At 72.8% G+C, this 19,544-nt stretch carries 17 protein-coding genes and 2 tRNA genes; 15 read left to right on the top strand and 4 right to left on the bottom strand.

Features of this window, described 5'->3' with window-relative positions:
* The first annotated feature begins 62 nt into the window (after positions 1–62).
* The 5 genes from ACIQI7_RS12105 to ACIQI7_RS12085 all read left to right on the top strand — a co-directional run bounded on the left by ACIQI7_RS12105 (position 63) and on the right by ACIQI7_RS12085 (position 5,238).
* Positions 63–1,316 (top strand): ATP-grasp domain-containing protein, encoded by a 1,254-nt coding sequence (locus tag ACIQI7_RS12105; protein ID WP_401107915.1) that lies wholly within the window; start codon positions 63–65, stop codon positions 1,314–1,316.
* On the top strand, positions 1,313–2,662 hold the full coding sequence (locus ACIQI7_RS12100; RefSeq protein ID WP_401107913.1) for a hydrolase: 1,350 nt from the start codon (positions 1,313–1,315) through the stop codon (positions 2,660–2,662). The genes ACIQI7_RS12105 and ACIQI7_RS12100 overlap by 4 nt, the downstream gene beginning before the upstream one ends.
* Positions 2,659–3,906 (top strand): MFS transporter, encoded by a 1,248-nt coding sequence (locus ACIQI7_RS12095; protein WP_401107910.1) that lies wholly within the window; start codon positions 2,659–2,661, stop codon positions 3,904–3,906. The genes ACIQI7_RS12100 and ACIQI7_RS12095 overlap by 4 nt, the downstream gene beginning before the upstream one ends.
* 67 nt (positions 3,907–3,973) lie before the next feature.
* Complete coding sequence (locus tag ACIQI7_RS12090) at positions 3,974–4,939, top strand: NAD-dependent epimerase/dehydratase family protein (protein WP_401107907.1); 966 nt, start codon at positions 3,974–3,976, stop codon at positions 4,937–4,939.
* Complete coding sequence (locus tag ACIQI7_RS12085; RefSeq protein ID WP_387748166.1) at positions 4,939–5,238, top strand: putative quinol monooxygenase; 300 nt, start codon at positions 4,939–4,941, stop codon at positions 5,236–5,238. The genes ACIQI7_RS12090 and ACIQI7_RS12085 overlap by 1 nt, the downstream gene beginning before the upstream one ends.
* 145 nt (positions 5,239–5,383) lie before the next feature.
* Here ACIQI7_RS12085 and pepN read toward each other — a convergent pair whose 3' ends face one another.
* Entirely contained in the window at positions 5,384–7,948 is a 2,565-nt protein-coding gene (pepN, locus tag ACIQI7_RS12080; protein ID WP_401107905.1) for an aminopeptidase N, read from the bottom strand.
* A 223-nt stretch (positions 7,949–8,171) separates the two neighbouring features.
* Between pepN and ACIQI7_RS12075 the strand changes: the two genes are divergently transcribed.
* Positions 8,172–8,804, top strand: coding sequence for a disulfide bond formation protein DsbA (locus ACIQI7_RS12075; RefSeq protein WP_387748170.1), 633 nt, complete (start codon positions 8,172–8,174; stop codon positions 8,802–8,804).
* 68 nt (positions 8,805–8,872) lie between these two features.
* Here ACIQI7_RS12075 and ACIQI7_RS12070 read toward each other — a convergent pair whose 3' ends face one another.
* A complete protein-coding gene (locus tag ACIQI7_RS12070) occupies positions 8,873–10,303 on the bottom strand; it encodes an amino acid permease (RefSeq protein WP_401107901.1) in 1,431 nt (476 codons plus the stop codon).
* Between the two features lie 266 nt (positions 10,304–10,569).
* Between ACIQI7_RS12070 and ACIQI7_RS12065 the strand changes: the two genes are divergently transcribed.
* The 4 genes from ACIQI7_RS12065 (at position 10,570) to ACIQI7_RS12050 (ending at position 13,989) form a co-directional block, all read left to right on the top strand.
* On the top strand, positions 10,570–11,169 hold the full coding sequence (locus ACIQI7_RS12065) for a biotin transporter BioY (RefSeq protein ID WP_401107898.1): 600 nt from the start codon (positions 10,570–10,572) through the stop codon (positions 11,167–11,169).
* A gap of 100 nt (positions 11,170–11,269) precedes the next feature.
* On the top strand, positions 11,270–11,755 hold the full coding sequence (locus tag ACIQI7_RS12060) for a ribose-5-phosphate isomerase (protein WP_387748176.1): 486 nt from the start codon (positions 11,270–11,272) through the stop codon (positions 11,753–11,755).
* A gap of 418 nt (positions 11,756–12,173) precedes the next feature.
* The gene (locus ACIQI7_RS12055; RefSeq protein ID WP_401107896.1) at positions 12,174–13,313 is read left to right on the top strand and encodes a PP2C family protein-serine/threonine phosphatase; all 1,140 of its coding nucleotides are present in this window, start codon (positions 12,174–12,176) and stop codon (positions 13,311–13,313) included.
* A 478-nt stretch (positions 13,314–13,791) separates the two neighbouring features.
* Positions 13,792–13,989 (top strand): hypothetical protein, encoded by a 198-nt coding sequence (locus ACIQI7_RS12050; protein ID WP_387748180.1) that lies wholly within the window; start codon positions 13,792–13,794, stop codon positions 13,987–13,989.
* Between the two features lie 157 nt (positions 13,990–14,146).
* On the opposite strand, the gene ACIQI7_RS12045 is transcribed toward ACIQI7_RS12050, so the two are convergent.
* A complete protein-coding gene (locus ACIQI7_RS12045) occupies positions 14,147–14,938 on the bottom strand; it encodes a DUF6348 family protein (protein WP_401107893.1) in 792 nt (263 codons plus the stop codon).
* 190 nt (positions 14,939–15,128) lie between these two features.
* Between ACIQI7_RS12045 and ACIQI7_RS12040 the strand changes: the two genes are divergently transcribed.
* The gene (locus ACIQI7_RS12040; RefSeq protein ID WP_401107891.1) at positions 15,129–15,686 is read left to right on the top strand and encodes a hypothetical protein; all 558 of its coding nucleotides are present in this window, start codon (positions 15,129–15,131) and stop codon (positions 15,684–15,686) included.
* Between the two features lie 63 nt (positions 15,687–15,749).
* On the opposite strand, the gene ACIQI7_RS12035 is transcribed toward ACIQI7_RS12040, so the two are convergent.
* Positions 15,750–15,820, bottom strand: a tRNA-Gly gene (locus ACIQI7_RS12035).
* Between the two features lie 183 nt (positions 15,821–16,003).
* Here ACIQI7_RS12035 and ACIQI7_RS12030 point away from each other — a divergent pair.
* From ACIQI7_RS12030 to ACIQI7_RS12015, 4 genes are all read left to right on the top strand, one after another.
* Positions 16,004–16,077, top strand: a tRNA-Pro gene (locus tag ACIQI7_RS12030).
* Between the two features lie 304 nt (positions 16,078–16,381).
* Complete coding sequence (tig, locus tag ACIQI7_RS12025) at positions 16,382–17,767, top strand: trigger factor (RefSeq protein ID WP_387748186.1); 1,386 nt, start codon at positions 16,382–16,384, stop codon at positions 17,765–17,767.
* 260 nt (positions 17,768–18,027) lie between these two features.
* A complete protein-coding gene (locus ACIQI7_RS12020) occupies positions 18,028–18,654 on the top strand; it encodes an ATP-dependent Clp protease proteolytic subunit (protein WP_387749246.1) in 627 nt (208 codons plus the stop codon).
* Between the two features lie 56 nt (positions 18,655–18,710).
* Complete coding sequence (locus ACIQI7_RS12015; protein ID WP_387748188.1) at positions 18,711–19,373, top strand: ATP-dependent Clp protease proteolytic subunit; 663 nt, start codon at positions 18,711–18,713, stop codon at positions 19,371–19,373.
* Positions 19,374–19,544 lie beyond the last annotated feature (171 nt).

Raw genomic sequence — 19,544 nt, 5'->3', positions numbered from 1 at the left:
CCGTCCGGGCACCCCGGACGACCCGTCACCCCCCTTAGCCCAGCCTGACAAGGAGCACAGCCATGCACATCCTCATGATCGAGTGCAACCCGAACGGGATCGCCGGTATCGCCAACGCCCTGGAGCTGGGGCACGACGTCACCCTGGTCTCGGTCGACCCCGACTTCTACCTCAGCGTCTCGCCGCTGACCGAGGCGGCCTACGCCCACCCGAACTGCCAGGTCGTCAAGAGCGAGCAGGCCTTCTCCATCGACGAGCTGATCGACCTCGCCCAGCAGCTGCACGCCGACAAGCCGATCCACGGCGTCACCACCTACAGCGAGTACCACACGGTGCACACCGCCGCCGTCGCCGAGGCGCTCGGCCTGCCGGGCATGAGCGTCGACGGCGCCCGCAACGCCCGCCACAAGCACCTCACCCGCACCGTCCTGGACGGCACCGGCGTCCGCCAGCCGCGCTTCGCGGTGGCCACCGACCCGGCCGAGGTGGAGGCCGCCGTCCGCGAGGTCGGCTTCCCCTGCGTGGCCAAGCCCTCCGACGGCACCGCCAGCCTCCACGTGCTGCACCTCAAGGACGAGTCGGACCTGCGCGACTACCTCGCCGAGCTCGCCCAGGTCGCCGACTACGGCCGCGGCGTCGTGCGCATCCCGGAGATCGTCATCGAGGAGTTCGTCCCCGGCGAGCTGATCTCCGTCGAGTCCTGCGTGCTCGCCGGGGGAGAGGTGGTCAACCTCGGCCTGACCGACCGGTCGCTCAGCGGGTTCCCGTACTTCATCGAGATGGGCCTCACCTACTTCAGCGGCCACCCGCTCCAGGACGAGCTGTTCGCCGCCACCACCGCCGTGCTGAACGGCCTCGGTGTGGACTTCGGCTTCATCCACACCGAGTGGCTGCTCGGCCCGGACGGCCCGGTGCTGTGCGAGGTCAACGGCCGCCTGGCCGGCGGGATCGTGCCGACGCTGATGGAGATCAGCTCCGGCGTGGACCCGTACCTGGAGGTGATCCGCCTGGCCCTGGGCGAGCGTCCCGAGCTGGCCTTCCCGCGCGAGACCACCGCCAGCGGCCACTGGTTCGGCTCCCCGGTCGCCGGGACGGTCGAGGCCATCGGGTTCGACGCCCTCACCGACCTGCCCGGCTTCCACAGCGCCCTCGGCTACAAGAAGCCCGGCACGGCCATCAACCGGCTCTCCCGCAGCAACTTCGACTGGATCGGCCACGTCATCTTCACCGGCGGCGACCGGGACGAGGCCGCCAAGCGCTGCCAGGACGGCCTGGACCGCATCGACCTGCGCCTGTCGGTCGAGGTGGCCCGGTGAGCGCGGCCACCCCCGAGCAGCGGCGGCCCGCCGTGCTGTCGGGCGTGGCCGTCCCCGCCCTGGACGCCGAGGCGCTGTTCGACGTGACGGTGGAGGACGGGGTCTTCACCCGGATCGAGCCCTCGGGCACCCGCCGCGGCGACGAGCCGGAGCTGTGGCCCGGCTACACCGAGACCCACGCCCACATCGCGCTGCCCGCCAACTTCGACGACACCGCCGAGGACCCGCGGATCATCGCCCTCCAGTACCTCTACCACGGCGTCACCCACGTGGTGGACATGTTCGGCTTCCCGATGGTGGCCGACGCCTGGGAGGCCGGCCGGGCCGAATCGGCCCTGCCGTACCCCGAACTGGTCCACTGCGGCTACGCGGTGACGGCGATGACCAACGCGGCCGGCCTCTCCGGCCACGGCGTGGAGTTCCCGACCCCGGTGTACATGCTCGCGGTCGAGGCCGACCTCGACCAGGCGCTGCGCAACAACGCCGAGCGCGGCGCGACCTTCCTCAAGGTCATGTTCACCGACGGCACCGAGCAGCCCGGCTCCCGGGTGCGCTTCTCCCGCCTCTCGGAGCGGGTGCTGCGGTTCACCGCGCGGATCGCCGCCGAGCGCGGCATCACCGCGGTGATCGACTGCAACACCCTGGAGGAGACCCGCTGGGCCTACGACTGCGGGTTCCGGCTCTTCGCCCACACGGTCCGGGACCGCACCCTCGGCGACGCCGAGTGGAAGGACCTCGCGGGCGCCCGGTTCGTCTCCACCCTGTCCGGCCTGCGCCCGATGGTCATGACCGCCGACGACTTCCTCGCCGAGTACGGCCGCGAGGGCTTCGCCGAGACCCAGGACGTCCGCAACCTGGACGCCGTCCGCGGCCTGGAGCAGCCGTACGGGATCACCTACGGCCTCCAGGAGACCCGCACCGGCGCTCTGGGCGACATGCGCCGCAACGCGCTGGCCGCGCTGCGCGAGGGCAACCTGCTGGTCGGAACCGACTCGGGCAACACCGGCGCGTACCACGGCTACTCGCTGCTCGGCGAGCTCGACCTGCTGCGCGGGGACGACCCCTCGCTCGCCACCGCGCTGCGCCACCAGGCCACCGTCGGCGGCCGGCGCTACTTCGACGAGCTGCGCGGCGAGTCCGGCGCCGCCCACCCGATCAGTGTCGGGGCGCCGGCCACCTACAACCTGCACGCCCCCGGCCGGCCGCTCTCGGCGCTGCCCACCGCCACCGTCGTGCGGGGCACGCCGGTCGACCGCCCGGCGGTCGCCCGGACCGTCGCCGCGCTCCGCGCCGCCGCCGCGGCCGGGACGACGACGGACGAGACGAAGGAGAGGGCCGCACTGTGACCGTCGACCGCAGGCGGGCGCTGATCGGCGTCAACGCCGGCATCCTCCTCGCGAACACCGGCAGCTACATCTGGTTCCCCGTGCTGGTGGCCTCGCTCGGCGGGGTGGACAGCGGCTTCTGGGCCGGCGTCGTGATGGCCATGACGTACGTCGGGCGGCTGCTCGCCACCTTCTTCTACGAGGGCGTCGCGCTGCGAATCGGCATCCGCGGTGCGGTCTTCCTCGGCACCGCCCTGGAGGCGGTGGCGCTGGGCCTGATGGGCTTCGGCAGCGGGGTGTTCGTCTACGCCGTGCTCGCCTTCTTCATCGGCTTCGGCTCGGGCACCTCCTTCCCCGGCCTGAAGAACGTCCTGGCCTCCTATCCGGACGACGAGCGCCCCAAGGCCTTCTCGACCTTCCAGATGGCCGGCCAGGTGGGCGTGTTCGGCGGGGCCATGCTGGGCGCGGTGCTGGCCGACGTCGAGCTGAGCACCCTGTTCTCGGTGGTGTTCGCGATCTTCCTCGCGTTCTGCCTGGCGGCGTCGTCCTTCATCCCCCGGGACGGCTTCCAGGCGCAGGCGGAGCCCGCCGCCGGGCCCGCCCGCGGGCCGCTGTTCTCCACGGCGGTGTTCAAGGGCATCGACATCCGCGGCGCCACCCGCTACTTCCTGCTGTCGTCGGTGTTCTGGTTCCTGTCGATCGGCTTCATCGTCGGCATCCCGCTGCACATGGAGCGGTACGTGCCGCAGTGGGCGCCCTCCGCGCCGTTCTGGATCACCGGGCTGAGCATCCTGGTGCTCCAGTACCCGGTGTTCAAGTTCCTGATCAGCCGGCTCGACCCGGCCGTGGTGATGGCGATCGGCCTCACCGGCATGACGGTGGCGTTCACCGCCCTCGGGGCGGGGCGCGGCGCGGCCTGGGTGGTGGTCGGGGCGCTGACGGTGGTCCTGGGCGAGATCCTCTTCGTGCCGTCCTTCGACATGTGGATCGCTCGCAAGGTCCCCGAGCGTCAACTCGCCAAGGCGATGGGGGCGATGCACTTCTTCCGCAGCGCCGGGAACATGGCAGGCTCGGTGCTCGCGGGTGTGCTGTTCGACCTGTCGCGCTCCGCCGGGGTGCCGGGGGCCAACTGGTACGTGGACGCGGTGGTCGCCGTCGGCTGCGCGGTGGCCTGCCTGGTGGGCCGGAAGGAGGGCGGCGCGGCCGGGGCGTCCCGGAGGGCGCAGGACGACTCGTCCGACGCCGTGGGCGCCGCGTCCGCCTGACAGAACCCGAGCGGTCGCGCGTCGCGGCCGCGGACGGAACGAGAGAGAAAGAGACAGGAAAGAGCAGATGGCTGACATTTGCGTCATCGGGGGGACCCGCTACTTCGGCAAGCTGCTGGTGCGCCGGCTGCTGGCGGCGGGCCACCGGGTCACCCTGATTACCCGCGGCCGGACCCCGGACCCGTTCGGGGACTCGGTCCGACGGCTGCGCGCGGACGTCAACCGCCCCGGCGAGCTGGCCGAGGCGGTGGCCGGGGAGCGGTTCGACGCCGTGGTGCACCAGATGTGCTACACCCCCAACGCCGCGGTGGAGGCCTGCGAGGCCTTCGGGGACCGGGCCGGGAAGCTGGTGCTGACCAGCACCATAGAGGTCTACAACAAGGACACCTTCCGCGGGCCGGTCGCGGCACCGGAGTTCGGGCCGCTCGCCCGCGAGGAGGAGCTCGACCCGGCCGGGTACCCGTACGACCTGACGCTGCCCTGGCAGGACGACGACTACCTGGAGGCCAACTACGGCGAGGGCAAGCGCCAGGCCGAGGCCGCGGTGACCGACCGCGCCCGGGTGCCGGTGGTGCTGGCCCGGGTGGCCCACGTGCTGGCCGAGGAGGGCGACTTCACCGGCCGCTACCGCTTCCACGTCGACCGGATCCGGGACGGGCGGCCCGTGGTGGCCCACGCCCGGCCGGGCCGCACCTCGCTGGTGCGGGCCGAGGACGCGGCCGGCTTCCTCGCCTGGGCGGCCGTGAACGAGGTGACCGGCGCGGTCAACGTGGCCTCCCCGGACACCGCCGACGTCTACGATGTCGTTGCCTCGGTGGAGGGGGCGACCGGGCTGAAGGCCCAGGTGATCGAGAAGGAGGACCCGGCGGGCGATCCCGACCTGTCCCCGTTCTCCTGCCCGGCCGACTTCGCGATGTCGGCCGACCGGGCCGCCTCGCTCGGCTACCGGTTCACCCCCATCGCCGAGTGGCTGCCCGAGCTCGGCCGGGCCGCGGCCGCCGGGACCGATCCCACCACCGCCAAGGAGCAGTGATGTTCGACCTCATCGTCATCGTCAGGGTCACCGAGCCGGACGGCGTCCCGGCGGTCGCCGACGCCCTGGCCCGGATGCGGCCGCTGTGCCTCGCCGAGGACGGCTGCGTCAGCTGGGAGGCGTACCACTCGCAGGACGACCCGGGCCGCTTCGTCCTGGTCGAGCGCTGGGCGACCCGGGAGGCCTGGGAGGCGCACGACGGTGGCGACGCGATCCAGAAGGTCTACATCCCGGACATCCTGCCGCGGGTCGAGCGCGAGGTGCACCCCAGCGTCCCGGTGTCCGCGTTCGCCGGCTGAGCGCACCGCGCCGCGCCGCGGACGGCCGCGGGCCCCGACCGCTCCCCGGGTTCCGGGAGCGGCCGGGGCCCGCGGCCCTTCGGCGCAACGCCCGTACGGCACGGGGCCGTCGCGGCGCGGCGCCGCAACGGCCCCGTGCGGCCCGTCAGGCCCGGTCGCAGGCCTGCGCCCGCAGCGCGCGGGCCAGGTCGTCCCGGCGCTCCAGCACCAGGCGGCGCAGCGCCGGCGCGGCCTGCGGGTGCCCCGCGAGCCAGGCGTCGGCCTCGGCCAGGGTCTGCCCGTCGGTCTGGGCGATCGGGAAGAAGCCGCCGACGATCCGCATCGCGATCTCGATGCTCCGCTCGGCCCAGACCCGCTCCAGCAGCTTGAAGTACGGCGCCGCGTAGAGGGCGGCCAGGTCGCGCTGGGCGGGGATCGAGAAGCCGGCGGTGTTGGCCTCGACCAGGGCGCTCGGCAGCTCGTCCGAGTCGATCACGGCCGACCAGGCGGCGGCCTTGGCCTCCGCGGTGGGCCGGGCGGCCAGGCACTGGGTGTGGTGCCGCTTGCCGCTCGCGGTGTTGTCCGCGGCCAGCTCGGCGGCCAGTTCCTCGTCGGTGGCCTGGCCGGCCGCGGCCAGCGCCAGCCACAGCGACCAGCGCAGGTCCTGGTCGACCTCCAGGCCGTCGATCCGGGCACTGCCGGCCAGCAGGCCGCGGACCAGGCCGAGGTGCTCGGCGCCGCCCGCGGTCTGGGCGAGGAAGCGGGCCCAGGCCAGCTGGTGGTCGCTGCCGGGGACGGCGCCGCGCAGTTCGCGCAGGGCGCCGTCGGCGAGCAGCCGGCCGCCCTCGGCGCGCCAGGCCGGGTCGGCGTACAGGTCGACGGCGGTCTTGGCCTGGGCGTGCAGCGACTGGAGCACGCCGATGTTGTCCTCCTGGCCGGCGAACCGCAGCACCAGGGCGACGTAGTCGCGGGCGGGCATCAGGCCGTCCCGGGTGAGGTTCCAGACCGCGGACCAGGTCAGCGCCCGGGCCAGCTCGTCGCGGATGTCGCCGAGGCCGGCGCGCAGGTTCTCCAGCGACTCCTCGTCGAAGCGGATCTTGCAGTAGGTCAGGTCGTCGTCGTTGAGCAGCACCAGCGCCGGGCGGGGCAGGCCGGCCGCCTCGGCGACGACCGTCCGGGCGCCGGTGACGTCCAGTTCGATCCGCCCGGTGCGCACCAGGGCGCCGTCGGCGTCCCGGTCGTACAGGCCGACCGCGATCCGGTGCGGGCGCAGCACGTCGCCGTCCTGGAGCACGGCCAGCTCGGTGATCCGGCCCTCGGCGTCGGTGGTGACCTGCGGGGTGAGCGCGTTGACCCCGGAGGTCTGGAGCCAGGCGGCGGCCCACGACTTGAGGTCGCGGCCGCTGGTTTCCTCCAGCACCTCCAGCAGGTCGCCCAGCTCGGTGTTGCCGAAGGCGTGGCGCTTGAAGTAGCGGCGCGCGCCCTCGAAGAAGGCCTCCGAACCGACGTACGCCACCAGCTGCTTGAGGACGGAGGCGCCCTTGGCGTAGGTGATGCCGTCGAAGTTGAGCTTGGCGTCCTCGAGGTCCCGGATGTCCGCGGTGATCGGGTGGGTGGTGGGGAACTGGTCCTGCCGGTAGGCCCAGGCCTTGCGCTGGTTGGCGAAGGTGACCCAGGCCGAGGAGTAGCGGGTGCGGGCGCCGATCAGGCCGTAGGAGCCCATGAAGTCGGCGAAGGACTCCTTCAGCCACAGGTCGTCCCACCAGCGCATGGTGACCAGGTCGCCGAACCACATGTGCGCCATCTCGTGCAGGATGACGTTGGCCCGGGCCTCGTAGGCGGCGTCGGTGACCTTCGAGCGGAAGACGTACTCCTCGCGGAACGTGACGCAGCCGGGGTTCTCCATCGCGCCGATGTTGTACTCGGGGACGAAGGCCTGGTCGTACTTGCCGAAGGGGTACGGGTAGTCGAACTCCTCGTGGAAGAAGTCGAGTCCGAGCTTGGTGACGCCGAGGATCTCGTCCGCGTCGAAGTACGGGGCCAGCGACCTGCGGCACATCGCGGAGAGCGGGATCTCCAGCGCGGTGCCGTCGGCCAGCTCGCGGCGGTAGTGGTCGCGGGCGACGTGGTACGGGCCGGCGACGACGGCGGTGAGGTAGGTGGAGATCGGCCTGGTCGGCGCGAACTCCCAGGTACGGGCCCCGCCGTCGGCGGCGACGGTCTCGTGCGGGGCGTTGGACCACACGTCCCAGGCGGCCGGGGCGGTCACGGTGAAGGTGAACGGGGCCTTCAGGTCGGGCTGCTCGAAGTTCGCGAACACCCGGCGGGCGTCGGCCGGCTCGTAGTGGGTGTAGAGGTAGGTCTCGCCGTCCACCGGGTCGACGAAGCGGTGCAGGCCCTCGCCGGTGCGGCTGTAGGCGCAGTCCGCCTCGACGGTCAGCACGTTCTCGGCGGCCAGGCCGTCGACGTGCACCCGGGCGCCGTCGTAGGCGGTGGCCGGGTCGAGGGCGCGGCCGTTGAGGGTGACCGAGCGGACGGCGGGGGCGAGCAGGTCCAGGAAGGTGTCCGCACCGGGCCGGGAGCAGCGGAAGGTGACGGTGGTGGTGGAGCGGAAGGTGCCGGCCGCCTGGTCCGGGGCCGAGGTCACGTCCAGCCGGACCTGGTAGCCGTCCACGGCCAGGATGCTGGCCCGCTGCTGCGCCTCGTCGCGGCTGAGGTTCTTGCCAGGCACGGCGGTACTCCTTTGTCCGGCTCGCACGGTGGTGCGCCTGTGGGTGGTGCGGTCTCGGCGCGGGGGTGCTCCGCGCGCGGGGTCATCCTTTCACGCCCCGTACGGTCGGTACCATTGCACAGATCGCCGCGTCCGCTCCGGAATCAGCGGCGCCGGGCGGGTGTTGGCGTCCCGGGGACGGAACCCCTCCCTGCCTCGGACCACCTCGCGAAGGACACCCGCAGTGACGACAGCCGCTGAGCGCAAGACCGCCGACTTCTGGTTCGACCCGGCCTGCCCGTGGGCGTGGATGACGTCCCGCTGGCTGATCGAGGTCCAGCAGCTGCGCCCGGTCGACGTGCGCTGGCACGTGATGAGCCTGTCGGTGCTCAACGAGCACCGGGACCTCCCGCAGGACTACCGGGACTTCCTGGAGAAGGCCTGGGGCGCGGTGCGGGTCTGCGTCGCCGCCGCCGAGCAGTTCGGGCCGGAGGTGCTCGGCCGGCTCTACACCGAGCTGGGCGTGCGCTTCCACAACCAGGGCCTGCCGCAGAACCGGGAGACCGTCACGGCCGCCCTGCTGGCCGCGGGCCTGCCCGCCGAGCTGGCCGACGCGGCCGGCACGGACGCGTACGACGAGGCCCTGCGCGCCTCGCACAAGGAGGGCATCACGCTGGTCGGCGAGGACGTCGGCACCCCGGTGATCGCGGTCGAGGGCGCGGACGGCGAGCGGGTGGCCTTCTTCGGCCCGGTGGTCACCCCGGCCCCGAAGGGCGAGGCCGCGGCCCGGCTGTGGGACGGCACCCTGCTGGTCGCCTCCACCCCGGGCTTCTACGAGATCAAGCGCACCCGCACGGCCGGCCCGTCGTTCGAGTAGCCCCGCAGACGCGGCAGGGCCCGGTACCGCACCGGTACCGGGCCCTCGCCGTGCCTGCGACCGGAAGGTCAGCGCAGTGCGGCGGCGGCGTCCCGGCGCTGCTTGAGCAGCCCGGCGACGGTGAGCACTGCGACCAGCACGCCGGCCGCGTAGAGCTGCTCGCGGTTGCCCTCGGTGGTGGTCATCAGGGCGAGGATGCCGGCCACCGCGGCCATCGCGACCCAGGTCAGGTACGGGAAGCCCCACATCTTCACGGTGAGCAGCTCGGGCGCCTCGCGCTCCAGCCGGCGGCGCATCCGCAGCTGGACGACGCAGATGAACAGCCAGACCACCAGGATCGCCACGCCGGTGGTGTTCATCAGCCAGGTGAACACGGTCTCCGGCCAGAACTTGGCGGCCAGCACGGCGCCGAAGCCGAACAGACAGGACATCAGCACGGCTCTGCGCGGCACCCCGCCGCTGACCTTGGCCAGCGCCTTGGGGCCCTGGCCGCGGCCGACCAGCGAGTACGCCATCCGGGAGGCGCCGTAGATGTTGGCGTTCATCGCGGACAGCAGCGCGACCAGCACCACCACCTGCATGATCGTTCCGGCGGCGGGCACCCCGAGGTGGCTCAGCACGGTGACGTACGGGCCGTCGGAGACGACCGCCGGGTCCTTCCAGGAGACCAGGGTGACCACCAGGGCCATCGAGCCGATGTAGAAGATCGCGATCCGCCACACCGCGGTGCGCACGGCGTTGGCGACGTTCTTCTGGGGGTCGTCGGACTCGGCGGCGGCGATGGTCACGGTCTCCAGACCGCCGTACGCGAAGACCGAGGCGAGCAGGCCGATGATCAGCCCGTCGACGCCGTTGGGCAGGAAGCCGCCCTGGCCGGTGAGGTTCGCGGTGCCGGGGGCGCCGGGGCCGAGCACGCCGGCGATGCCGAGCCCGCCGAGGACCAGGAAGGTGATGATCGCGGCGACCTTGATCGCGGCGAACCAGAACTCGAACTCGCCGAAGTTCTTCACCGCGGTGAGGTTGCTGGCGCAGAAGAAGACCATGAACAGGCCGACCCAGACCCAGGCGGAGACGCCGGGTATCCAGCCGTTGACGATCTTCCCGGCGGCGGTGGCCTCGGCGGCGACGCCGCAGCAGAGCATCACCCAGTACATCCAGCCGGCCGTGATCCCGGCCCAGGGGCCGATCTCCTTCTCGGCGTGCACCGAGAACGATCCGGAGGCGGGACGGGCGGCGGACATCTCACCGAGCATCCGCATGATCAGCATGACCAGGAGGCCGGAGAGCGCGAACGCCAGGATGATCGCCGGGCCGGCGGCCGCGATGCCGGCGCCGGAGCCGACGAAGAGGCCGGCGCCGATCACGCCGCCGAGGGCGATCATGGACAGGTGGCGCTGCTTCAGCCCGTGGGAGAGCTGCTGGCCACCCGACGCCGGGCCCGCGGCCGGCTTGGTGCCGTCGGGAGTCCCGGTCGCCGGTGGGGCGGAAGTGGGGGCCATAGGGGTGGTTCCAGACTGTGCGGTATGCGACATGAGCTGTCCAATATCCGGCGGCACCGCTGTCCATGCCAAGAATGTTCGAATCGGGCCCACGATGCGGACCACGCCGAAACCTACCGTGATCATGCTGTGACCAGGAGTCGTTCCGGTTCGGTTCCGACAATGCCCGAGGGTAGGGGTTTGTCCGAAACCGTGCCGTTCGGCCAGTGGATCACCGCGTAGGTTCACAGGTGTTCACTCACCTGGACTCTCACGGAGGAGCCCCGATGGCCACTGCCACCACCTCGATACCGCGCCGCGCCGTCCTCGCCGACCTGCTGCCCGCCGCCTCCACCCGCCTCGGCACCCAGGTCCGCGACCTGGCCCTGGTGGCCGGCGGCGCCGTGCTGACCGGCGTGGCCGCCCAGCTGTCGGTGAACGTCCCCGGCTCGCCGGTGCCGGTCACCGGCCAGACCTTCGCCGCCCTGCTGGTCGGCACCGCGCTCGGCGCCCGCCGCGGCGCCGCCTCGCTCGCGCTGTACCTGCTGGCCGGCATGGCGGGCATGCCCTGGTTCGCCGAGGGCACCTCGGGCTGGGCGGCGCCCTCCTTCGGCTACGTGCTGGGCTTCGTCCTCGCCGCCGCCGTGACCGGCGCGCTGGCCCGCCGCGGCGCCGACCGCAGGCCGGTCGACACCGCCGTCGCCATGGTCCTCGGCAGCCTCGCCGTCTACGCGGTCGGCGTCCCGTACCTGGCCGTGTCGCTGCACGTGTCGCTCGCCCGCGCCGCCGAGCTGGGCCTCTACCCGTACCTGGTCGGCGACGCCCTCAAGGCCGCCTTCGCCGCCGGCGCCCTGCCGCTGGCCTGGAAGCTGCTCGGCCGGCGCTGACCCGCCCGGCGCCGCCCGCCGGCCGGCCCTCCCCGGCCGGCCCGCCCCGGCGGCGCCCCCGTTGTCGGGCCCGGGCGCACGCGCATGCCACACTCATGGCATGCGCGTGTACCTGGGCTCCGACCATGCCGGATACGAACTGAAGAACCACCTCGTGGAGTGGCTCAAGGAGGCCGGCCACGAGCCGGTCGACTGCGGGCCGCACATCTACGACGCCGAGGACGACTACCCGCCGTTCTGCCTGCGCGCCGCCGAGCGCACCGCCGCCGACGAGGACGCCCTGGGCATCGTGATCGGCGGCTCGGGCAACGGCGAGGCGATCGCCGCCAACAAGGTCAAGGGCGTCCGGGCCGCGCTGGCCTGGAGCGCGCAGACCGCCGAGCTCGGCCGTCAGCACAACAACGCCAACGTGATCTCCATCGGCGGCCGCATGCACTCGCTGGAGGAGGCCACCCGGTTCGTCGAGGTCTTCCTCGCCACCCCGTACAGCGGCGAGCCCCGGCACACCCGCCGGATCGAGATGCTGAGCGAGTACGAGACCACCGGCGAGCTGCCGCCGATCCCGGCCCACCACCCCCAGGGCTGATCCCGCCACCCACCCTTCCCGACGGCCGGCCGCACGCTCCCGTGCGACCGGCCGCCGCCGTCCCGGGAGCGCCCGCAGGCCGCGCGACGCGCCCGGAGCCACCCCGCTCCACCTGTGGGATCGGCCACAGGCCCCGGCGCGCGGACACCCCCGCACGCGCGGCGCACACGCCGTCCGCGGGGTTCGTACGCCCAAACCGCGCACGCCTCCTGACGGCACGCCCGCAACCGTCCCGATCGGCCGAAACCCGCTGGACACCCCGCGCTCCGGCCTCCGTGCCCGCCCCCGGCCCGTCGACGCCGGGCGGTACCCGTGGATAGGGTCGGACCCCATGGCTGGCAGAGCGCCGGGCACACCGCCCCACACGACTGCGACGAGGCCCGGCGCCGCCCCGGCGTCCGAGTCCGTGACGGCCCGGTTGCGCAAGAGGCTCCGCCGGGTCCGCCGAAGGCTGCGCACGGCCGGTGTGGACTACTTCCGCGGCGGCGCCGCCGACTGGCCGGTGCTCTGCGCGCTCGCCCTGCTCGTCCCGCTGCTGATCCTGCTCAACATCTGGATGCCCGACTGGGCCCCGCCCACCTCCCTGGTCCTGCCGATCCTGGCCGGCGCCCTGCTGCTGCGCCCCGGCAGCCTGGTGGTGCTCTACGCGCTGGCCGCGCTCGGCCTCTCCGCCGAGTCCGTGATCCACACCGGCCAGCGGGTCGCCAGCGACAACCCCGAGGCCTACGTCTACGGCGTGACCCCGGGCGCCGCCCTGGTGGTCGGCGCCGCCGGGGTGGGCGGCCTGCTGCTCGCCCAGTTCCGGGCCCGGGTCGGCGTGCCCTGGTGGGGCGGCTCCACCATGCTGTTCGACCTGCGCGAGCGGCTGCGGGTGCAGAGCCGGGTGCCCGAACTGCCGGACGGCTGGCACGCGGACATGGCGCTGCGCCCGGCCGGCGGCCAGTCCTTCTCCGGGGACTTCGTGGTCGCCGCCCGCACCGGCCCCGGCCAGCGGCTGCTGGAGGTGGTCCTGGCGGACGTCTCCGGCAAGGGCATGGACGCCGGCTCCCGCGCGCTGCTGCTCTCCGGCGCCTTCGGCGGCCTGGTCGGCTCGCTGCCCGCGCACGACTTCCTGCCCGCCGCCAACGGCTACCTGCTGCGCCAGTCCTGGGAGGAGGGCTTCGCCACCGCCGTCCACCTGGTGCTGGACCTGGACACCGGCGAGTACGAGCTGCTCTCGGCCGGGCACCTGCCGGGCATGCAGCGGCTGGCCGGGGAGGGACGCTGGGAGGTCAAGCAGGCCGAGGGCCCGTTGCTCGGCATCTACGACGGCGCCAAGTTCGAGGGCGTGCGCGGCCGGCTGAACCGGGGCGACGTCCTGATGCTGTGCACCGACGGCATGGTCGAGGCGCCGGGCCGGGACCTCGGGGAGGGCATGGACCGGCTGATGGGGGAGGCGGACCGGCTGGTTCCCGGCGGCGGACCGGGGACCGGCACGGGCGCCGCGGGCGCGCTGATCGAGACGGTCGCCCGGGACATCAACGACGACCGCGCCGTGCTGCTGCTCTGGCGCGACTGACACCGGGTCCGGGGCACATGCCGAGGGCAGCCGCCGCTGTCAAGCCTGGCAGCTGATCTTCGGCCAAATCGGACGCGCCGTCGACTGACCGGACCAGCGGCTTCCGCTCCCCGCCCCAGGCCGTCTTCCGGCCGCTCAGCACGGCCCCGCCGACGATTCGTCAGGACCGCTCCGCTATCGTCCCGGTCGGCGGAAACTCGTCTCGCATCGCAGGATATCGGCGTTGGGCCGACTGTCAGACCTTTACGCAATCGGCACGGTCGACCACACTGAGTCCGGGCGGGACTGTTCAGGATTCGGGGGATGGGGGGCGGCACGTGCGGCACGACAGGCAGCGGTCGACCGTGGGCTCCCTCACCGGCGGTGTGCCGGACGGTCCGCGATTCCGCCTCGGGACCGTCGGACAGGCCGGGGTCCGGCTTTCGCAGGTGCCGCCGGGCGGTGGCACCCCGCTATGAAAACGAGGAAGTGAGTCCGGGTGGCACTCTCCGTCTCCGCTCTGGTCCTGTTCGCGATCCTGTGCATCATCTTCATCCGCAACAAGCAGATGAAGATCCCGCACGCGATCGTCGCCGCCCTGTTCGGCTTCATGCTCCACGAGACCACCGTCGCGACCTCGATCAACTCCCTGCTGGCCAACCTCGCGCACAGCATCTCCAGCATCACCGGCGGCTGACCGGGGCGGGGCGGCCGGGTGCGTCACAGCCGCCCCGGGCCGAAGGGCGCGCCGGTGCCGGAAGGGAGAAGCGAGGAGGCCCGAGGGACGAGGGCATCGGAGCGCCGACCGTCGGCACCGGATCCCGGGCGCCTGGAGGCGAGCGGGCGGATCACAGTCACCGGCCGGCCCGTCTGGCTTCCCTCCAGCGGGCGAACAGTCCCCGGGGGCGAGCCGCCGCCGGGGTCGGGACACGCATCGGTGCGGGTGCCGCGGCACCCGCCGGCGCGGTCTGCCCCGGTGCCGCCGGCTCGGCCGCCAACAGGACGAACAGCCGCGCCCAGCACAGCCGTTCACCCCGCGGCCAGTCCAGCGCGCGCAGCGCCGCCGACGCCGCCTCCGAGACCTCGCCGCCCACCCGGACCTCGGCGACGTCGTCCCCCGCCTTCCCGCCCAGGAAGAGCTTGACGCCCACCGGCCCGGGCCCGGTCACCTCCGTGCGCAGCGCGGGCGCCAGGGCCGGCAGCACCCGGTGCTCGGCCAGCCAGCGCGCCAGGTGCTCGTTGCCGAAGCCGAACACCGCGGCCGGCCCCTGCACCGCGTGCCAGCCCGGGAGTTCGGGCAGGTCCGGGTGGTCGGCGTGGACCCCGCGCCGCTCCGCGAGCTCGACCAGCACCGAGGCGGTGGTGGTCGCCCACAGCTTCACCGCGTTGGCGAGCTTCTCCTCCTCGGTCTGGCCGAGGCCGGGCGCGCAGTCCCACACCACCGGGGCGTCCGCCCGGCCCAGGTGCAGCACGAAGCCGAGGTCGACGTGCCCGGCGCCGTCGTCCCCGGGGTGCTCGCGGACCGCCACCGCGGTGGTGCCGGGGCCGCGGACCACCTCGCCGTCCAGGCGGAACACCTGGCCCAGTCGCGCCATCTCCCGGACCACACAGAGCTGAATGACGGCCAGTCGCTCCTGCGCACGCACCGGGACTCCTCCACCTCGGGAGCGCGGCGGCTGAGCTCGCGCTCGAACCGCGCTCGAACGCCGCCGAGGCTATCGGCCCGACAGCCCGCCGGGAAACCGTCCGGACGCCGCGGCCCTCCGGTCGCGGAAATGTCTCGAATGCCCCATTTTGGGCAGCGGAACCTGAAGGCCGTCCGCCCGGAGGACCCGCATGCCCCGCACCGCCGCCCCGCCCCCGCCCGTCCTCCTCGCCCCCGGTCCGCCGCCGTTCGGCCCCGCCGGCTCCGGGCTGGTCGCCGAGATCGAGGCCTACCTCGCCTCGCTGCCCGCCCCCGCGCGCACCCCGGTGCCGTACGTCTGCCCGTACGGCAGCACCACGAGGCCCTGGCAGGCCGGCCACCCCGAGCCCCGGGCCACCCTGCTCGACCGGGCGCTGGGCCGGCCGGCCCGCCCCGTCCCGGTCGGCGTGGCCGACCACCTCCGGCTCGCCTCCCGCTACATCGGGGCGCACGGCTGGCTCCAGGGCGCGATGTGGGACGAGGCCGGCCGGGTCTGCCTGCTCGGCGCCCAGGCCGCCGTGCTGGCGCACGGCTACGGCACCCCGGCCACCGTGCGCACCGCCCGGGTCCAGCTGATGGAGGTGCTGCACGCCACCGGCCGCCCGGCGCGCTCCCCGGACGAGTACAACGACCGCCCGACCACCCGGGAGGGTGACGTCCACCAGCTGCTGGACCGGGCCGCCGCCCGGGCCGCCCGGCTCGGGCTCTGAGCGCGCCGGGCCCGGAGACGCCGACGGCCCCGGTGTGCTGGGCACACCGGGGCCGGACCGGAGAGCGGGCGACGAGAATCGAACTCGCGTGACTAGTTTGGAAGACTAGGGCTCTACCATTGAGCTACGCCCGCACGACCTTCCCAGCCGTCGCCGGCCGGAAGTTCGGGGGACAGCGTACCTGGTCCGGCCGCCCGAGTGCACACCGATTCGGGCGGCGTACCGCGCACCGCACCCCCCACACCCCCCTTCCGCGCCCGCGCGGAACAACTCGGCGAGCCGTCCAGGCCCGGCGTGTACGCTTCCTCTCGGCACCACGGGGTGTGGCGCAGTTTGGTAGCGCGTCCGCTTTGGGAGCGGAAGGCCGTCGGTTCGAATCCGGTCACCCCGACAGTGCGGCAGGGTCTCGCCCACCGGGGCGGGGCCCTGTTCTGTATCGGACCTGCACGGCGGCGGTACGGTGGCGCCTGGCGTCCGCCTTTCGTGGTACCGGTAGGATGGGGCGCTGGCGGTAGTCCCTGTGGCGTCAACCCAGGTCGACCGCACGAGGGCGAGGAGTCAAGCTCACCGTCCACCCCACGGGAGATGCAGCTCCAACCGCCCATCGCCCGTCTCGTCCGCCCCCCTTCCGGCTCCGGCCGGGTGACGGGGACGGGCGGAGACAACCCGACCGCAAGCCCATAGGAGACCTAACCGTGAAGAGCGCCGTCGAGACTCTGAACCCGACCCGGGTTCGACTCACCGTCGAGGTGCCCTTCGAGGAGCTCAAGCCCAGCCTCGACGCGGCGTACAAGAAGATCAACCAGCAGGTCTCGGTCCCGGGCTTCCGCAAGGGCAAGATCCCGAACCGGGTCATCGACCAGCGCTTCGGCCGTGGTGCCGTGCTGGAGGAGGCCGTCAACGACGCCCTGCCGCGCTTCTACACGCAGGCCGTCGACGAGGGCAAGATCGAGGTCCTCGGACAGCCCGACATCACCAACATCGAGGGTGTCGAGAAGATCGCCGACGGCGGCGACCTCAAGTTCACCGCCGAGGTGGACGTCCGCCCCGAGGTCACCCTCCCGGAGTTCTCCTCCATCGAGGTGACCGTCGACCCGATCGCCGTCTCCGACGAGGACGTCGAGAAGTCCCTGGAGCAGCTGCGCGAGCGCTTCTCCTCGGTCAAGGACGTCGAGCGCGCCGCCGCCGCCGGCGACATCGTGGTCGTGGACCTGGTCGCCAAGGTCGACGGTGAGGTGCCGGACGACGGCACCGCCACCGGCGTCAGCTACGAGATCGGCTCCGGCCGCCTCATCGACGGCATCGACGACGCCGTCGTCGGCCTGTCGGCCGGCGAGGAGAAGACCTTCGAGACCGAGCTCAAGGGTGGCACCCAGGCGGGCAAGACCTCCGAGGTCACCGTCACCGTCACCGCCGTCCAGGAGAAGGAGCTGCCCGAGCTGGACGACGAGTTCGCCCAGCTGGCCAGCGAGTTCGACACCCTGGAGGACCTGCGCGCCGACTCCCGCAAGCGCCTGGAGCGCATGAAGGAGTACGACCAGGCCACCCAGGCCCAGGAGAAGGTCCTGGACGCGCTGCTCGCCCTGGTTGAGATCGAGTACCCCGAGAAGCTCCTCAAGGACGAGGTCGAGACCCGCAAGCACAACGTGGAGCACCACCAGCTCCAGCCGATGGGCCTCACCATCGACGCCTACCTGGAGACCCAGGGCAAGACCCGCGAGGAGTGGGACGCGGAGATCGAGGAGCAGGCGAAGAAGGGCATCAAGACCCAGTTCGTCCTGGACCAGATCGTCGCCGACGAGGAGCTGGGTGTTAACCAGGAGGAGCTGACCGAGCACCTCATCCGCCGCGCCGCCGGCTCCGGCCTCACCCCGGACCAGTTCGCCCAGCAGGTCGTCCAGGGCGGCCAGGTTCCGCTGCTGGTCGGCGAGGTCGCCCGCGGCAAGGCGCTGGCCACCGTGGTCGAGGCCGCCAAGGTCGTCGACACCGAGGGCAACGAGATCAACTTCGACGACGAGGACGAGACGGGCGACACCGTCGAGGCCGTCGAGGCCGCCGCCGAGGAGAAGACCGAGGCCTGAGTGCCCCGGTAGCCCCTTCAGGCCGCATCGGGCCCGGACGCCGTACGGTGTCCGGGCCCGCTGTCGTCCCGTCCGCGGCCGCCGCGACCCTGCGCTCACAGCGAACAGTTCTGCGTGAGGGATTCTGCGGCCCGGCCTGCGCGTTAGGGTCCTTGGACAGCAACAATCACGACGTGATACCCGGAAGCTGTGCGCCCGGTGACGGCCGCGGAGCGACCGTCCAAATCGACTGAGCAGGTGGCTAAGTGACGTTCCCGCAGATGCAGATGCCTGGCCCGATGGTGCCGCACGCCGCCGCTGGTGACGTGCTCGGCGGCCTTGGCGACCAGGTCTACAACCGGCTGCTCAACGAGCGGATCATCTTCCTCGGCCAGGCGGTCGACGACGACATCGCCAACAAGATCACCGCGCAGCTGCTGCTGCTGGCCGCGGACCCGGACAAGGACATCTTCCTCTACATCAACTCCCCGGGCGGCTCGATCTCGGCCGGCATGGCGATCTACGACACCATGCAGTACATCAAGAACGACGTCGTCACCATCGCGATGGGCATGGCGGCCTCGATGGGCCAGTTCCTGCTGACCGCGGGCGCCCCGGGCAAGCGCTTCTCGCTGCCGAACTCCACCATCCTGATGCACCAGCCCTCCGCGGGCCTCGGCGGCTCCGCCACCGACATCCGGATCCAGGCCGAGCAGCTGCTCCGCACCAAGAAGCGGATGTCCGAGCTGATCGCCCACCACAGCGGCCAGTCCTTCGAGCAGATCACCGCGGACTCCGACCGCGACCGCTGGTTCACCCCGGAGGAGGCCCTGGAGTACGGCCTGATCGACGCGATCATGCACAGCGCCGCGGACGTCCCCGGCGGCGGCGGCACGGGCGCTGCCTGAGCCTCGGCCCGGCCCGCGAGACCACAGCCCCAACGCCCCGGAGGACAAGGACCCCCATGAACATCCCCAGCCTGTCGGCCGCCAAGGCCCGCGTCGAGGACATGCGTGCCGAGGGCCGCTACATCGTCCCGCGCTTCGTCGAGCGCACCACGCAGGGCATCCGCGAGTACGACCCGTACGCCAAGCTGTTCGAGGAGCGCATCATCTTCCTCGGCTCGCAGGTCGACGACGTCTCGGCGAACGACATCATGGCGCAGCTGCTGTGCCTGGAGTCGATGGACCCGGACCGCGAGATCCAGATGTACATCAACTCGCCCGGCGGCTCGTTCACGGCCCTGACGGCCATCTACGACACCATGCAGTACGTGAAGCCGGACATCACCACGGTCTGCATGGGCCAGGCGGCCTCCGCCGCGGCCGTGCTGCTCGCCGCCGGCACCCCCGGCAAGCGGATGGCGCTGCCGAACGCCCGCATCCTGATCCACCAGCCGTACACCGAGACCGGCCGCGGCCAGGTGTCCGACCTGGAGATCCAGGCCAAGGAGATCTTCCGGATGCGCGAGCAGCTGGAGGAGATGCTCTCCAAGCACTCCAACAAGTCGCCGGAGCAGGTGCGCGACGACATCGAGCGCGACAAGATCCTCACCGCCGAGGAGGCCGTCGAGTACGGCCTGGTCGACCAGATCATCACCACCCGCAAGACCTCGCTGACCTCCTGAGGTCGGCTCCCTCCCGGCCCGCGACCGGGCCGGAGGGGCCCGTCGGGGGGGGGGGGGGGGCCCCCGGGGGGCCCCCCCCCCCCCCCCCCCCCGGGGGCCCCCCCCCGGGGGGGGGGGGGGGGGGTATAACCCCGGGGGGGGGGGACGGCCGGGGCAGGGGCGCGGCAAACC

The organism is Kitasatospora sp. NPDC092039 (genome assembly GCF_044756065.1).
Classification (GTDB): Bacteria; Actinomycetota; Actinomycetes; order Streptomycetales; family Streptomycetaceae; genus Kitasatospora.
Note: the sequence above shows the minus strand (reverse complement) of the source record. Positions and strands in the feature narration are given on the sequence as shown.